This is a genomic window from Herbaspirillum frisingense (assembly GCF_047325095.1).
GTDB classification, from domain to species: Bacteria; Pseudomonadota; Gammaproteobacteria; order Burkholderiales; family Burkholderiaceae_D; genus Herbaspirillum; species Herbaspirillum frisingense.
Map to the genome: position 1 here is coordinate 544,725 of NZ_CP168558.1, position 15,746 is coordinate 560,470.

Genomic DNA, 15,746 nt, shown 5'->3' on the forward strand with positions numbered 1-15,746 from the left:
ATGGATGAGACGCAGCAAATGAATGTGGCGCAGAACATGGCGGTGAATTTTCCACAAAGAATGGTACGAGAGCGCGTGGCGCGGCACTGCCCATGTTGCGGTAGCAGCGAGATCATACCTTCACCTGCTGTGTTGATGCCATTCGTCGCGCATCGTGTATTCGGCTGGACTCCTGTCGTCATTGATGCAAGCTGGGGACTCAATACCATTCCCGCTGGTCATGCTTACAGCGTGTGCAATACGCTCACCTGCGAGGATTGCGGTTTCCTATTTCTGGACATCCGCTTCAGTGATGCCGAGCTCGATGCCCTATATGCCGGGTATCGCAATGAAGCCTACACCAGCCTGCGGGAACATTACGAACCGGGCTATCGGCAACGCAATGCCGCGCTGAAGCAGGGTACCGTCGACATCTCATACAAGGAGAGCTTCCTGCGCCCGTTGTTGGCGCTGCCCTGCCGCATCCTGGACTGGGGCGGCGACACCGGCAAGAACACTCCGTTCAAATCGGACAATCGTTGTCTACACATCCACGATATCAGCAATGAGCCTGTGATACCCGGTGCTCAACGAGTGCGACGCGAGGAGCTTGAGCGGGGGGCACATGAGCTTATCATCAACAGCCATGTGATCGAGCACGTTCCCTACCCTGCCGACATGCTTCTGGAGATCCGGGCGTTGATGGACGAACACTCCTTGTTTTATCTGGAAGTGCCGCTGGAGGAAGTGGTTCGCCTGAACGCCAGTACCGAGGCACGTCGTACCGGGAAACGGCACTGGCATGAGCACATCAATTTTTTTACCCGGCAAGCGTTGCTTAGCCTGATCAGGGCCTGCGACCTGGAGCTGGTCGCCTTCGAGGAGCGCAACATCGGCAGCGAGGAACGGCCAGCCTGGATTTTTCAGGTAGCCTGCAAGCTGGCGTACCAGCGCTGAATGGTAGCGCGTCGGCGGGCGCGGTCAGCCCGCCGCAGCTGCATCGGTCGCGAGCAGACCAAAGAACAGTGAATCATGCCAGGCGCCTTCGGCCCAATGGGTTTGCCGGTGACGCCCGTCAAGCTGGAATCCTAGCGTCTTGAAGAAAGCCTTCTTCGGTTCGTCAAAGTCGTAGATCTCCGACCATAGGCGGTGCAAAGCCAGTTCATCGTAGGCGTAACGGATCATGACCCGGGCCGCGTCAATGGCCAGCACTTCGTCGATATACAATTCGTCGGCGCCCAGATAGATGGAGAAATCGGCAGAGCGGTTTACCCAGTCGATGTAGCATAGACCACAAGCCCCCAATAGCCGTCCGCTGCCTAGTTCGACGATGGAAAACATGCGTGTGCCCGGGTCATTGTTGACCTTGCTGTTGAACCACAGCTGCTGTTGATGGTGGTTCAGTTCGCGGTACTCGCGGAAATAGCGTCGCAGTTCGGGACGGTTACGCCATGCCAGCAACTGGTCCAGGTCCTGTTCTTCGATGGCCCGCAGGCCGACTTTATGTCCATTCAACATGGTAGTCAGGCCAGGTGTGCGGAAGTCAAATGACTGCCGGCCTTGCCGGCCGTAGCCAGCCTGCGTCCGAGTGCATTTTCGAGTTCATGGGGGCGCAAGGCATCCACCGGTGCCGGCCGCAGGATTTCCAGATCATCCACCGTCAGCAGTGCACCCGCATCGAGGTCACGCGTAAAACGGATGCAGCGCTGTTGTAGCACTACCGTTTGGCGTTCGTTGTCTTCGACGCGTTTGATGCCATCGCCCAGAGCCGCTTCCAGTTCGCGCGTACGCTGGACCATCTCCGACCAGGTGGCAGGGCTCATGGAAAAACCGTGATCGGGCCCGACGCGGGAGCAGTCGTCGGTGAAGTGCTTCTCTACGACCCGCGCCCCCAGCGCCACGGCTCCCAGCACCGTAGCATGGCCCGGCGAATGGTCGGAGAGACCCAGAATCATGCCGGGATACCGTGCGGAATAGGTCTTGAGGACATTCAGGTTGATGAAGCGGAAATTCTCCAACGAGCCGGTGTAATTGGTATTGCACTGCATGAGCACGATCTGCGCATTGTGGCGCAAGGTGGCCTGCACTGCGCGCTCGACATCTTCCATGGAGGATGCGCCGGAAGCGATCATAATCGGTTTGCCGCGCTTGGCCACATACTCGATGAACTGCGGCCAGGTGATGTCACCCGAGCCGATCTTGTAGGCCGGCAGGAAGGCATCCAGCGTATCTACCGCCTCCACGTCATAGGGCGTGGTCATGAAGGTGATGCCGGCCTTCTTGGCGGTGTCGATCAGCTCGCTGTTCCATTCACGCCGGAATTCATAGTCACGGTAGACCTCGAAGACCGATTTGCCCCAGCTTGCCTGATGGCTCTGTTGAGACCCCAGGTTGCGGAAACCGGCATCGCTGACGATCTTGTCGGCCTTGAAATGCTGGAACTTCGCTGCATCGGCGCCAGCTTCCTTGGCTTTCCAGATCAGGTCCTTGGCACGTTCGAGGTCGCCATCATGGTTGGCGGCAATATCGGCCACGAAATAGACGGGATGCGCCAGCCCGATGCGGGCGCCGTTGATGGTGATGTCGGTTTGGTAGTTCATGTGGTTTCCCTGATGCGCGCCACTATGCGCGTAAGCACTTCCTCGGTGGTGGGTAGGGCCCGCTGCAAGAGACGCTCGGCTCGCGCCACGTCGAGCCCCAGGCTTTCGGCACGAGGGGCGCCGGCCAGCGAGCGTACGCTGCCGGAGTGGGCGTTGTCGAGCGACAGTTGCAGGCGGCGGGCCAGGCCGGTGATGAATTCCGCCTTGCTGGCGGTATCGCGTGCGGCGACGTTGAGCAGTCCACTGGTCCCTGTGGTGATGAGGGCCAAGAGGATATCTGCAAAAGAGTCCACATCAATGCTGGAGGTATGGAAGTCCTCGAACAAGGTCATCGGAGCTCGCTCACGCAGGGCGTTCAGCGCCCATTCGACAAAAGTTGGCTGGCCCGGCCAGCCACGCAGCCCGACCAGATTGGTTCGGACTATCAATGTGCCGGTCGCCTGTTGCGCGAAGATCTCGCCTGCGAACTTGGTGCGGGCATATTCATTGAGCAGATGCACGCGGGCGCCTTCATCGTGCAGCGCGCGACCGTCACCGGTAAAAAACTGGTCGGTGGATATCTGCACCAGGCGTGCGCCGCTGGCAGCGCAATAGGTCGCCAGGTCCGCCGCCAGCTTTGCATTGATCAGGTAGGCCGCGCCCGGATCCCTCTCGCAGGCATCCAGGCTGGTCTGTGCCGCAGCGTTGATGATGACCCCCGGGGCCAGTTTTTCCAGCAGGGCAAACAAGGCCTGCCTGTCGGTGACATCACAGCAATGGGTAGCGCGCCGACGTGCGATACCTTCCATTGCCAGTCCATGGCGGCTAGCGGCGGCCAGCAGCGCCTGCCCCAGCATGCCTGTGCTGCCTATCAGTGCCAGTGGCGGCGGTGTCGAGTCGGACGCGGACACGTCGTTTCCCCTTGGAGCGCGGCGCCTCAGACCTTGAGGTAATTGTCGATTACGCCCTTGAGCTGGTCTGCAGAGAGCCATTCCGCATTGTTGTCGCTGCTGTAGGTGAAACCCTCCGGCAAGGTCATGCCGAACTTCAGCGCATGACGATTGCTGTCGAGGTGCTCGAACTCGGGCACGATGACGAAGTGGCTGCCCAGGTCGCGCGTGTGGCGGCCCTCGTCTTCGCTGATGAGGGATTCGTGCAGCTTTTCACCGGGACGAATGCCGACAGTGCGCAGGGTGGTCGGTTCCGGGAAGGATTGCCCAATGTCGCTGATCAGGGCCGATGGGATTTTCGGAATGAAGATATCGCCGGCATCGCCTTCCTCGATCGCACGGAACACCAGTTCCACGCCCTGTTCGAGATTGATCAAGAAGCGGGTCATGCGTGGATCGGTGATCGGGAATTCACGGTGGCCTTGCAGATACATGTCACGCCACAGAGGAATTACGCTGCCACGGCTGCCCAATACATTGCCATAACGGACCAGGCAGAACTTGATGTCACGGTACCGGGTGTAGTTGTTGGCGGCCACCAGCAGCTTCTCCATGGCCAGCTTGGTCGCGCCGTACAGGTTGCTTGGGCTCACCGCCTTGTCGGTGGATACGCCGATGACGCGCTGCACGTCGCAGTCCAGCGCCGCTTCGATTATGTTCTGAGCGCCGATGACGTTGGTCTTGACGGCCTCCAGCGGGTTGTTTTCCAGCGCCGGGACCTGCTTGAGCGCGGCCGCATGGACGAGCACGTCGACACCGACGAAGGCGCGCATCAGGCGTTCGCGATCGCGGATGTCACCGAGATAGTAGCGGATCGGATACTTGCTGGTAGGCCAGCGTTTGGCCATTTCGGATTGTTTGAATTCGTCGCGACTGAAGATGATCAGCTCGCGCGGCTGGTAGCGTTCCATCAGCATTTCCGTAAATGCCATGCCGAACGAGCCGGTGCCGCCAGTGACCAGGATTCGTTTGTTGTTCAGGAAAGACGTGGAGTTCATTGGCGATCCCTAGTTAATCTTGATTAGAAAAGCGATTCATGTTGACCTGGATTTCTTCAGGCGGGAGGAAGGGGAACATGTTCTGCAGGCTGGCCGATTCCATCTTTCCATCTTCGCGCTTGCGCGACATTACCCGGGGGCTGCGGGACTGATGATAGGACAGCTTGAGTTCGCACAGCACCGGCCCGTCATTCTGCATGATGGTACCCAGTTCGCGCTCCAGTTGCTCGTGATTAGCAATGCAGAAGTAGCGCAGTCCGTTGGCGCGCGCCAGTAGTTCGAAGTCCGGATTGGCGACGCCGGAGGAGGCATCTGCCCCCACCAGGTGGCCGCCAAAATGGTTGTTCTGTGTGGCGCGGATCGATTCGTAGCCGCCATTGTTGAGCACGAAGACAAACGTATTCAACTTATTGAAGCCCAGGGTCAGCAATTCCTGGACGTTCATCTGCACGCTGCCGTCACCGGTCATAAGGATGGTACGCTTGCCCCGTTGCGCCACAGCTCCCCCCACGCAGGCCGGCAGATCCCAGCCCATGGCGCCAAAGTTGATGTTGGTGAAGGCGCGCTGCCCCTTTTTGACCTTAAGACACTGGTAGAGCGACCACGCATCCAGTCCGTTACCGGTGAGGATCAGATCGTCGGCATGCAAATGAGCCGAGAGGCGATCCACAAATACGTAACTGTCGACATGCTGGGTGTCGAGGCGATAATCAGGTACGGTCGGATAACGGCCCTTCCACTCCTGGATGGTGGGCAGCCAGCGCGGATCCATGGCGGTGTCCCAGGTCTGCGCCAGCATGGCCTCGATGAAGCACTTGCAATCGGCCTGAATCGCCAGATCGGGGACGGGACGCATCTTCTCTATCTCGCCAGGATCGCTGTTGACGATGATCTTTATCGAATCGGGGGAGAAGGTGTCGGTGCTGAAGCCGATATTGCTGACCGACATGCTGGAACCGATGCTGAGCAGAAAGTCGCTGGTCTGCACGGCGAAATTGGCGTGCCGGTGGCCGAGAGGTCCGAACCGTCCCGCGTTGAGGGGATCGTTTTCATCCAGCAGATCCAACCCACCCCAGGCTAGCACGGCTGGAATGCCGAGCTGGTCCTTGAGACGGCCGATCAGGTCGTGGCCACCGGCGAGGTGAATGCCATTGCCCAGTACCAGCAGCGGACGCGTGGCCTTGCTCAGGAGGGTCTTGAGCTGCTGCATGTTCTGCGCTTCAGGCTCCATCCGATCAGGGCCTTGTGGTTCTGCCGGTGGCAGGTCGATCTGCGCGCTCTGGATATCCAGTGGCAGGTTCAGCCAGACCGGCCCTGGCCGGCCTGACTGCGCAATGCGGAAGGCTTTTTCCAGTTCGTCCTTGATGGTGGAGGCGTCTGTAATGGTGGCGGCGTACTTGGTGACCGGCTTGACCATGTCCAGGATGTTGATTTCCTGCGGGCCCATCTGACGCACACGAGAATAGTCGGCGATCAGATCGGTGCGGACCTGACCCGAGATCACGACTACCGGCACCGAATCCACCCAGGCTCCGGCAATCGAGGACAGGGCGTTGGTGCTACCAGGGCCGGTGGTCACGAGGCAGACGCCGACCCGATGGCGTGCTCGCGCGTAGGCTTCGGCGGCAATGGCGCAGGCCTGCTCGTGGTAATTGCAGAGATAGCCGATCTTATCCTGGCGCTTTCCCAGCGAATCGGTCAGGTGCATGATGCCGCCGCCGCTGACGGTGAAGACGGTATCGACGCCGCTATCGATCAGATAGTCGACGACATAATCAGAGAGCTTTGTCATTCCACAACATCCTGTGTCTAACTTAGTATCCGGTCCACTAAACCGCTAACCCAGACCTTGCCCACAGAGCGGTCTGGCCAATGGCGTGAGCCAGGCTGAATTGCTGTACCAATCCCAGGTCGACGCGGGCCAGGCCGACATCGGGAACATACATTTCGACTGGCGCGCCGGCGACAGGGGAGCGTGCGATTTGGACATCGAAGCGGCTCGCGCCGCAGACGATCTCGCCGATGCTGCGCGCCAGCTCTGCGATGGAAATGGGGGTAGCGGCTCCAACGTTGTAAATATTGCCATGACGACCCTTGACCAGCATGGTCCAGAGCCATCTGCTGAGATCAGCACCGTATTGATATGATCGGAGCGCCGTGCCATCGCCATGGATGCGCAGAGGGTTGCCCTCTATTGCATCACGTATAAAGTTACCAAATGCAAACCCCGATCGAAGGGGGGAATAAGGGCCGGAAAATGCAAAACAGCGGGCACTGATGGCTTCGAATCCGCGCTCCAGTCCCATTTCCCGGCACAGGAATTCAGCCGTGCGCTTGCCTTCTCCATAGGCGGTGGCCGGCAGGAAGGGAGCGCTTTCTGAAATCGGTGTCGTATAGCCCTTGCCATAGACGGCACCTGAACTGATATATAGGAAGCGACTGCAGAGACTGCGTCCTGCCAGTTCCAGCACGCTGCGGGTACCGAAGAGGCAGCTGTCGAAGATCTTCATGGCTGAGGGATGATCGAGCGAGACATTGGTCTCGCCGGCTGCGTGGATCACGTGTGACCACTGCCCCTTCAATCGATCAAGCTGATAGATATCGGCAGTGATGAGCTTGAGTGCAGGGTCACCAGCGCTATGCGGTAGGCGGGCTTGCAGCACTTCCGGGCGTCGCGCCAGCACATGCAGTGTGAGTCCCAGCCCCAGACGGCGGTTTGCGGCCAGCGCCAGTTCGATCAACCAGCAGCCCACATAACCTGTGCCGCCGGTCAGCAAGATGTTGGCCTGGCGAAGATCCTCCCAGACGGGAAGGGAAATGTCGATGGCGCGATCCAGGTCACTGCCCAAGTAGGTAGGGGTATCCATTGTTTGATTGCAATCGGAAGAGGTCAGCATTCGGTCGCCTGCTCGTGGGCGAGGCAGACTATCCCCGAATTTGACCACAAACGGGATAACGTCGATTCGCCGATGAAGGGGGCGGATTGAAGGTTATTTCCATGTGGCAATCATATGATTCATCCCGCACCTTGTTACGAGCAGCTCGGTGGTCCCGCGACGCATACCGTCGGAAGTCCCCGGCTCTGCTAACCGACGAAGCCGTTGGGATTCTTCTGCTGCCAGCGCCACGAATCCGCGCACATGGCGTCCAGACCGAGGCGGGCCTCCCAGCCGAGCTTTTCCCTGGCCTGGGCCGGATCGGCGTAGCAGGAGGCGATGTCGCCAGGACGGCGATCGGCGATGGTATAGGGCAAGGTCTTGCCGCAGGCTTTTTCGTAGGCCTTGACCACGTCCAGCACGCTGTAGCCGATGCCGGTGCCGAGGTTGACCGAGAAGCATTGCGGCGTGGTCAGTGCCTGCAGGGCAGCGACGTGGCCATGGGCCAGGTCCACGACGTGGATGAAGTCGCGCACGCCCGTGCCATCGGGTGTGGCATAGTCGCCACCCCAGATATTGAGTTTCTCGCGGCGGCCGATGGCGACCTGCGCCACGAAGGGCATCAGGTTGTTGGGAATGCCGTTGGGGTCTTCACCGATCAGGCCACTCTCGTGTGCGCCAACCGGATTGAAATAGCGCAGCAGCGCGATCTTCCAGTCGGGATGGGCGCGGTAATAGTCGCGCAGCATATCCTCGATGACGATCTTGCTGCGGCCGTAGGGGTTGCTGGCCGACAGCGGATGGGCTTCATCCAGCGGCAGGTATTGCGGGTCACCGTAGACCGTGGCCGAGGAGGAGAAGACGATGGTCTTCACGCCGGTCGCTTCCATCGCTTCCAGCAGGCGCACTGTGCCGACCACGTTGTTGTCGTAGTACATCAGCGGCTTTTCCACCGATTCGCCCACCGCCTTCAGGCCAGCGAAGTGGATGACCGCATCACACTTGAATTCGCGCAGCACGCTCTCGAGCTGGTCGCGATTGCGGATGTCGCCCTTGACCAGGGAGACCTGCCTGCCGCTGATCTGCTGTACCCGCTTGACCGATTCCGGGCTGCTGTTGCAGAAGTTGTCGAAGACGATGACTTCGTGGCCTGCATTGAGCAGTTCCACGCAGGTGTGCGAGCCGATATAACCGGCGCCGCCGGTGACGAGGATGTTCATGAGCTGACAGTTCTCCGGGTGCGTAACCCGGAGATTATGTCAGACTCTGGTAGAAGGCGATCTGATTCTCGCTCAGGCTGCGCAGATCCTCGTTGTTGAGGTAGCCGGCATACCATTGCGCAGTCAGCTCCAGCGCGGTGTAGAGCTCCATCTTGGGAATCCAGTCCAGGCGCTGGCGGGCCTTGGAAATGTCCAGCCGCAGCGTGCCGGCCTCATGCGGGCCCTGCGGTTGCGGCTCCAGTCTTACCTCCACCGGCATCACGTCATTCTTCTGCAAGGAATGATTGAAGGTGGCGCAGAGCTGGCTGACGGTCTGCATATCGGTGTCGGCCGGGCCGAAGTTCCAGGCCTCGCCATACTTGCCGCCGTGCTCATAGAGCAACTGGGCGATCTGCAGATAGCCCGACAGTGGCTCCAGGACGAACTGCCAGGGGCGTACCGCATGCGGGTTGCGGATGCTCACGGCCTCGTTTCTTTCCAATGCACGGACGAAATCGGGCACCAGCCGGTCGGCTGCGAAGTCGCCGCCGCCGATGACATTGCCGGCGCGCACGCTGGCGATGCCGACCGGGTTCTCCGGGTCCTTGGCGAAGAAGGAACGGCGATAGGCCGAGGTCACCAGTTCGGCCGCGCCCTTGCTGCTGCTGTAGGGGTCGTGGCCGCCCATCGGGTCGTCCTCGCGATAGCCCCACAGCCATTCACGGTTTTCATAGCATTTGTCGCTGGTGACCACCACCACCGAGCGCACGCACGGAGTGTGGCGCACTGCTTCCAGCAGGTGTGCGGTCCCCATCACGTTGGTGGCGTAGGTATCGAGGGGCGTGCTGTAGGAGTCGCGTACCAGCGGCTGGGCGGCCAGGTGGAAGACGATGTCCGGCTGCACCGCCGCCAGCGTTTCGGCCAGGTGCTTGGGATCGCGCACGTCACCGGTGGTGGTCTGCACGCAATTGTGCAGCCGCGCCAGGTGGAACAGGCTGGGATTGGTCGGCGCCGGCAGCGAATAGCCGCTGACCTTGGCGCCCATCAGGTGCAGCCAAAGAGTCAGCCAGCTTCCCTTGAAGCCGGTGTGACCGGTGATGAAAACGCGCTTGTCGCGCCAAAAATGAGCCATCAGGCAGCCTCTTACACGTAGGGCGGAGAGTCGTTCGGGTGCAGAGGCGTGGGTGCGATGTTTCACGCGGCGGCCGGCACGTCGGTGGCGGCTCGGCCTCCCGGTATTTTCCGTGTCGGGATCACGTTTTCCCTGCGAAACCACGACTGCATGGTTGTCTTTATTCTGACCTGGCAGCGAGCCCTCGCGGCAGCTCACTACGATGGGTCAGATTAGAACATGCGGTTTTTTGCCTTCAAGCGTGGAAGAGGAGGGTATTTGTCGTCCAATCCCCGACTATAGCCGGATGACAACAAAAATTTACTTTTTTGGGTTTGGCTGGCGCCCGCGCTGGCCGCAGAAGCCGCTTTGCAGGCGGGCTTCCGGGCAATGAGGTGATACGCGGTGTCTCGTCATCCTAAGTCTTGCAGCGGGTGTGGCAAGCGTGAGAACGACGCCAGTCGGGCTGGGAATCAGAGCAGACTGACCACCGATTGCCCCTGGTCGAGCTGGTCGTCGCGATCGAACAGGGTGTCGCCTGCGGCCTGCTTGCCTGCAACCGGCTGGAAGCTGCCGAAGTCGAACAGGCTACGGTCCAGCATATGCGATGGCGTGATGTTGGCCATGGCCGTGAACATGCTCTTGATCCACAAGGGATTGGCCTTTTCCCACTCATTGAGCATTTCGCGCATGGCCTGGCGCTGCAGGTTGGGCTGCGATCCGCACAGGTTGCAGGGGATGATGGGGAATTCCATGGCGGCCGCGTACTTCTTGATATCCGGCTCGCGCACATAGGCCAGCGGACGGATTACCACGTTCTCGCCATCGTCGGCGATCAGCTTGGGCGGCATGGTCTTGATCTTGCCACCATAGAACATGTTGAGCATGAAGGTATGCAGGATATCGTCGCGGTGATGGCCCAGGGCGATCTTGGTGGCGCCCAGTTCCTTGGCCACGCGGTACAGGATGCCGCGGCGCAGGCGCGAGCACAGGGAGCAGGTGGTCTTGCCGGGGGCGATCTTGTCCTTGACGATGCTGTAGGTGTCTTCCTCGACAATGCGGTAGCGCACGCCGATGCGCTCGAAATACGCGGGCAGGATGTGCTCGGGGAAACCCGGCTGCTTCTGGTCCAGGTTCACGGCGATGATCTCGAACTTCACCGGTGCCACCGTCTGCAGGTAACGCAGGGTCTCTAGCATGGTGTAGCTGTCGGCGCCGCCGGACATGCAGGCCATGATGACGTCGCCGTCGCGGATCATGTCGAAGTCGGCGATGGCACGGCCGGTCATGCGGCGGATGCCCTTTTCCAGGATCTCGAAGCGGCGCGAACCGCGTGCCGTCACTTCCGCATGCGCGCCGGCAGCCGGCGTGGACGGCTCATCCAGCCCGGGCAGCTGGGTCAGGTCGGACAGTTGCACTGCGGCCGCAATGTCGTTCATGGGGGAATTCCTTCAATCGGTAGGCTGTTGCTGCCGCGCCAACGCAAAGTCTGCCGGTTGACAAACAGGCAAGATGGCTGGGCACGGGCGGAGGACCGGCATTTTCTCATGCAGCGCCGGTTCGTGCCATGGGCGGGGCGCGTTCGGGCAGTGCGCCTTGCGCAAAACGTGGCATTCAGGCCGCATCTTCTGCTACCCGTGCCTGAAGAAAGTCCTGTGAACCGGCGATCAACCCAACCCAAAGCAGGAAATTTTCCCCGCGCCGCGCTACCATGGCGGTTTTGCCGGTAAAGCTCGGCTGCACCGGCATCGGCGTTTCTCAATCTGACGAGGTCCTCATGTTTTCGCATCTCCCGCCGTATGCCGGCGATCCCATCCTGAGCCTGATGGAACAGTTCCAGCGCGACGAGCGCAGCAACAAGGTCAACCTTTCCATCGGCATCTATACCGATGGCCGTGGCGTGGTGCCGGTGCTGCCCTCGGTGCGCACCGCTGCCGCGGCGGTGGCCGAAGCCGGCGCGCCCTACGTCTATCTGCCCATGGAAGGCCATGCCGCCTATCGCCAGGCGGTGGCCAAGCTGCTCTTCGGTGCGGATCTGCCCTCGGCGGAACATCTGGCCATCGTGCAGACCCTGGGCGGCTCGGGTGCGTTGAAGGTGGGTGCCGACCTGATCGCGCGTTTCTTCCCGCAGCCCACCATCTGGCTGCCGGACCCGACCTGGGACAACCACGTCGGCATCTTCGAAGGCGCCGGCTTCAAGACCGAGCGTTACCCCTACTACGATGCGCAGACCAAGGGCCTGAACTTCGAGGGCATGCTGGCCAAGCTGGATTCCCTGCCCAAGGGCGCGGTGGTGCTGCTGCACCCCTGCTGCCACAATCCGACCGGCGTCGATCCGACCCGCGCGCAGTGGGAACAGATCGTCGATGTGCTCGAAAAGCGCGGTCTGCTGCCCTTCTTCGACCTGGCCTACCAGGGCTTCGCCGAGAGTCTGGACCAAGACATCTGGCCGGTGCGCGAGGCGGTGCGTCGCCAGATTCCGTTCTTCCTCTCCAATTCCTTCTCCAAGATCTTCTCGCTCTACAGCGAGCGCATCGGTGCGTTGTCGGTGTTCTGCCCGCAGGCAGGCCAGGCGGCCAATGTGCTGGGCCAACTGAAGCTGACCGTGCGTCGCAACTACTCCAGCCCGGCGCGCAATGGTGCGCTGCTGGTGGCGCATGTACTGGGCGACGACAAGCTGGCCACGCAATGGCGCGCCGAAGTCGAGGAGATGCGGGTACGGGTGCGCGACATGCGCGTCAAGCTGGCCTCGCAACTCAAGAGCGCGGTTCCGGATCAGGACTTTTCCTTCCTGCTGCGCCAGAACGGCATGTTCGGTTACACTGGCCTGACGTCCACCCAGGTGGACCGTCTGCGCGAAGAGTTCGGTGTCTACGCTGTCGGCACGGGCCGAATCTGCGTGGCCGGCCTCAACGACAGCAACGTTGCACGCGTGGCCGAGACCATGGCCGAGGTGCTGCGTGGCTGAAGTGGCAGGCAAGGCCGCAGTGGTTGCGGCCGATATCCGCCACAAGAGCTATGAAGACGTACTGGCGCTGGTGGCCGGCACGCTCTTCGTCTCGCTGGCGGTAAACATGTACAGCCAGGTGGGCCTGTTGACCGGCAGCACCGCCGGCCTGGCCTTCCTGACGCATTATCTGACGGGCCTGCCGTTTGGCGTGGTGTTCTTCGTCATCAACATTCCGTTCTACTACTTCGCGTTTCGTCGGATGGGCCGGCGCTTCACCGGCAAGACCTTCTGCGCGGTGGCGCTGGTCTCCGGCTTTTCGTTGATGCATCCGCACTTCATCAGCTACGGCAAGCTGGACCTGTTCTACAGCGCGGTGCTGGGTGGCCTGTTGATGGCGGTGGGATTCGTGATGCTGTTCCGCCATGGCGCCAGCCTTGGCGGGATCAACGTAGTCACGTTGTTCCTGCAGGACCGTTACGGCCTGCGTGCCGGCAAGCTGCAGATGGGCGTGGACGTGGTGATCGTGCTGTGTTCGCTGTTGGTGGTAATGCCCCGGGTCTTGCTGGCATCCATCCTGGGTGCGGTCACTGCCAATCTGGTGATTGCCTTGAACCACCGGGCGGGCAGGTATATGGGAATGTAGTGTTGCGCCGCATGAAACAGACAGGCGTCCCTTGGCGGGGACGCCTGTTTTTGTTTCTGAAAGCCAGAATCAGCCCCCGGTCTTGATACGGAATGTCTCGACGCCCACCGAATCGCAATCCGGATAGACGTCAGGCTTTTCGGTGGAGACGCGGACCGCCCGCACCTTTGGGTGGGCCAGCATGGCCGTCATCACGTCGTCGCACAGGGTTTCCTGCAGGTGGATGTGGCCGCGTGCCATGCGCTGGGCGATGGTGGAGCGGATGAAGTCATAGTCGACCACTTCGTCGAGATGGTCGGCGGTGGGGGTGGTATCGGCCAGCGGGACGTAGAGGTCGACGTTGATCAGGATGCGCTGCTCACCCTTCTTTTCGAACTCGTGCACGCCGATGTTGATGAACACCTCGTAGTTGCGCAGGAACACGCGGCGGCAATCTTGCAGGGAAGGATGGGACAGGAAGAGCATGATCAGAAATGTAAAGGTTATTTCGCCACGAACATGACGTCGCGCGAAAGGGGAAGCAAATGCTGGCCGCCATCGACCAGCAGGGTGGTACCCGTCACGGCCCGCGCCGAGGCCACGTAGCAGACGGCAGCGGCGATGTCCTCGGGGGTGCTGCCACGGCCCAGGGGCGTGACGGTGTGCGCCCGGTCGAACTGTTGCTCGGTCTGGTCGCCCGAGACCATGGTCAGGCCGGGCGCCACGCCCACCACCCGGACCTTGGGCGCCAGTGCCTGCGCCAGCAGGGTGGTGGCGCTGTGCAGGGCAGCCTTGGACAGGGTGTAGGACAGGAAGTCGGGATTGGGATTGTACAGTTTCTGGTCCAGCAGGTTGACCACGACGGCTTGTTCGCCCTCCGCCGTGGCCTCGTACAAGGCCTGCGCCAGCAACACCGGGGCGCCGACATTGGCACTCATGTGGCGCAGCAGGCGTTCGTTGCCGAAGCTGGCGGCGTCATCGAAATCGAACAGCGAGGCGTTGTTGACCACACAACGGATGCGTCCCAGCGGTGCAGCCTGGGCCAGCAGGCTGCTCACCTGGGCCTGGTCGCCCAGCTCGGCATGCACGGCCAGTGACCGGCGCCCCAGGGCTTCGATCTCGCGCACCAGGGTGTCGGCCTCTTCGCGCGAACGGTTGTAGTGAACGGCCACGTCCCAGCCGGCCCGCGCCAGTGCCAGGGCGATATGCCTGCCGATGCGCCGCGCCGCGCCAGTGACCAGCGCAACGCCGGCTGAAGTGGATGAGCTCATGCTCCAGGTCTCCAATAGTCCGATACTCCAATACAATACGGCCCATGCAACTGCAACTACCCGAACCAGGCGCCGACGCACAGTCGGCCTCGCACACCCTCCAGCAACTGATCGCCGGCGAGATCGCCGCCGCCGGTGGCTGGATTTCCTTCGAACGTTACATGGATCTGGCCCTGTATGCGCCCCAGGTGGGCTATTACAGCGGTGGTTCGGCCAAGCTGGGCAAAGAGGGGGATTTTACAACCGCGCCGGAAATCTCGCCCCTGTATGGCGCCACGCTGGCCCACCTGGCCGCCGAGGTGATCGCCGCCAGTCCCGAGGTGGACAACGTGCTGCTGGAATTCGGCGCCGGTACCGGCAAGCTGGCGCGGGACATCCTCAGCGAATTGCAGTTGCGGGAGGCCTTGCCGCGAAAATATTTCATCGTGGAAATCTCGGCGCAGTTGCGCGCACAGCAACAGGCAACGCTGGCCGCTTTCACGTCAGTGGTGGAATGGCTCGATGCCTTGCCGGAAAGCTTTTCCGGTGTGGTGGTGGGCAATGAGGTGCTGGACGCCATGCCGGTGCGGCTGGCCGCGAAGGCGGCCGAGGGCTGGCTGGAGCGCGGCGTGGCATGTGATGCCCAGGGGCGCCTGCGCTTCGAGGACCGTGCCGTGGCCGATCTGCCGGTGGCGCAGATTCCCGATGCGGATGAATTGCCGCAGGGTTATCTCACCGAACTGGCGCCAGTGGCCATCGGTTTCATGCATACGCTGGGCCGCATGCTGGCCCGGGGCGCAGGTGGCCTGGCGATCCTGCCGGATTACGGATTCCCGGCTGCGGAATACTATCTGCAGGATCGTGACCAGGGGACGCTGATGTGTCACTACCGCCATCATGCCCACCCTGATCCGTTCTACTGGCCGGGCCTGCAGGACATCACGGCCCACGTCGATTTCACCGCGATGGCGGTGGCCGCGGTGGAAGAGGGCGTCGAAGTGCTGGCCTATACCAGCCAGGGCGCCTTCCTGCTCAATGCCGGCATCGGCGAGCTGCTGCTGCGCACGTCGCCCGAGGATAGCCTGCGTTACCTGCCGCTGGCCAACGGCATGCAGAAACTGATTTCCCCGGCCGAGATGGGCGAGCTGTTCAAGGTGCTGGCCATCGGCAAGAACGTCGAATGGCCGGCCCGCATGCTGCGTCACGACCGCACCCACCGACTCTGAGGAGAA

15 protein-coding genes are annotated in these 15,746 nt (G+C 61.4%); 4 read left to right on the forward strand and 11 right to left on the reverse strand.

The window, feature by feature from the left end; all coding sequences use genetic code 11:
- Entirely contained in the window at nt 1-936 is a 936-nt protein-coding gene (locus ACEOAC_RS02510) for a methyltransferase domain-containing protein (RefSeq protein WP_413443206.1), read from the forward strand.
- Between the two features lie 24 nt (nt 937-960).
- Here ACEOAC_RS02510 and ACEOAC_RS02515 read toward each other — a convergent pair whose 3' ends face one another.
- The 9 genes from ACEOAC_RS02515 to ttcA all read right to left on the reverse strand — a co-directional run bounded on the left by ACEOAC_RS02515 (nt 961) and on the right by ttcA (nt 11,131).
- On the reverse strand, nt 961-1,497 hold the full coding sequence (locus ACEOAC_RS02515) for a GNAT family N-acetyltransferase (protein ID WP_413443205.1): 537 nt from the start codon (nt 1,495-1,497) through the stop codon (nt 961-963).
- 5 nt (nt 1,498-1,502) lie between these two features.
- On the reverse strand, nt 1,503-2,579 hold the full coding sequence (locus ACEOAC_RS02520) for an N-acetylneuraminate synthase family protein (RefSeq protein ID WP_413443204.1): 1,077 nt from the start codon (nt 2,577-2,579) through the stop codon (nt 1,503-1,505).
- A complete protein-coding gene (locus ACEOAC_RS02525) occupies nt 2,576-3,469 on the reverse strand; it encodes an SDR family oxidoreductase (protein WP_413443203.1) in 894 nt (297 codons plus the stop codon). The genes ACEOAC_RS02520 and ACEOAC_RS02525 overlap by 4 nt, the downstream gene beginning before the upstream one ends.
- 26 nt (nt 3,470-3,495) lie before the next feature.
- On the reverse strand, nt 3,496-4,506 hold the full coding sequence (pseB, locus tag ACEOAC_RS02530; protein WP_413443202.1) for a UDP-N-acetylglucosamine 4,6-dehydratase (inverting): 1,011 nt from the start codon (nt 4,504-4,506) through the stop codon (nt 3,496-3,498).
- 13 nt (nt 4,507-4,519) lie between these two features.
- Nucleotides 4,520-6,298, reverse strand: coding sequence for a thiamine pyrophosphate-binding protein (locus ACEOAC_RS02535; protein ID WP_413443201.1), 1,779 nt, complete (start codon nt 6,296-6,298; stop codon nt 4,520-4,522).
- A gap of 37 nt (nt 6,299-6,335) precedes the next feature.
- Nucleotides 6,336-7,403: an NAD-dependent epimerase/dehydratase family protein gene (locus ACEOAC_RS02540; RefSeq protein WP_413443200.1), complete on the reverse strand. Its 1,068-nt coding sequence runs from the start codon at nt 7,401-7,403 to the stop codon at nt 6,336-6,338.
- A 188-nt stretch (nt 7,404-7,591) separates the two neighbouring features.
- On the reverse strand, nt 7,592-8,602 hold the full coding sequence (gene galE / locus ACEOAC_RS02545) for a UDP-glucose 4-epimerase GalE (protein WP_413443199.1): 1,011 nt from the start codon (nt 8,600-8,602) through the stop codon (nt 7,592-7,594).
- 34 nt (nt 8,603-8,636) lie between these two features.
- A complete protein-coding gene (gene rfbG, locus ACEOAC_RS02550; protein WP_174616835.1) occupies nt 8,637-9,713 on the reverse strand; it encodes a CDP-glucose 4,6-dehydratase in 1,077 nt (358 codons plus the stop codon).
- 452 nt (nt 9,714-10,165) lie between these two features.
- Nucleotides 10,166-11,131, reverse strand: coding sequence for a tRNA 2-thiocytidine(32) synthetase TtcA (gene ttcA / locus ACEOAC_RS02555; protein ID WP_413443198.1), 966 nt, complete (start codon nt 11,129-11,131; stop codon nt 10,166-10,168).
- 338 nt (nt 11,132-11,469) lie between these two features.
- On the opposite strand from ttcA, the gene ACEOAC_RS02560 reads away from it, so the two are divergent.
- Nucleotides 11,470-12,660: an amino acid aminotransferase gene (locus ACEOAC_RS02560; protein WP_413443197.1), complete on the forward strand. Its 1,191-nt coding sequence runs from the start codon at nt 11,470-11,472 to the stop codon at nt 12,658-12,660.
- Nucleotides 12,653-13,285: a YitT family protein gene (locus tag ACEOAC_RS02565; protein ID WP_413443196.1), complete on the forward strand. Its 633-nt coding sequence runs from the start codon at nt 12,653-12,655 to the stop codon at nt 13,283-13,285. Before ACEOAC_RS02560 ends, ACEOAC_RS02565 begins: the two co-directional genes overlap by 8 nt.
- Before the next feature lie 69 nt (nt 13,286-13,354).
- Here ACEOAC_RS02565 and ACEOAC_RS02570 read toward each other — a convergent pair whose 3' ends face one another.
- Nucleotides 13,355-13,750: a dihydroneopterin aldolase gene (locus ACEOAC_RS02570; protein ID WP_413443195.1), complete on the reverse strand. Its 396-nt coding sequence runs from the start codon at nt 13,748-13,750 to the stop codon at nt 13,355-13,357.
- A 17-nt stretch (nt 13,751-13,767) separates the two neighbouring features.
- Entirely contained in the window at nt 13,768-14,535 is a 768-nt protein-coding gene (locus ACEOAC_RS02575) for an SDR family oxidoreductase (protein WP_006461310.1), read from the reverse strand.
- A gap of 44 nt (nt 14,536-14,579) precedes the next feature.
- On the opposite strand from ACEOAC_RS02575, the gene ACEOAC_RS02580 reads away from it, so the two are divergent.
- Entirely contained in the window at nt 14,580-15,740 is a 1,161-nt protein-coding gene (locus ACEOAC_RS02580) for a class I SAM-dependent methyltransferase (RefSeq protein WP_413443194.1), read from the forward strand.
- Nucleotides 15,741-15,746 lie beyond the last annotated feature (6 nt).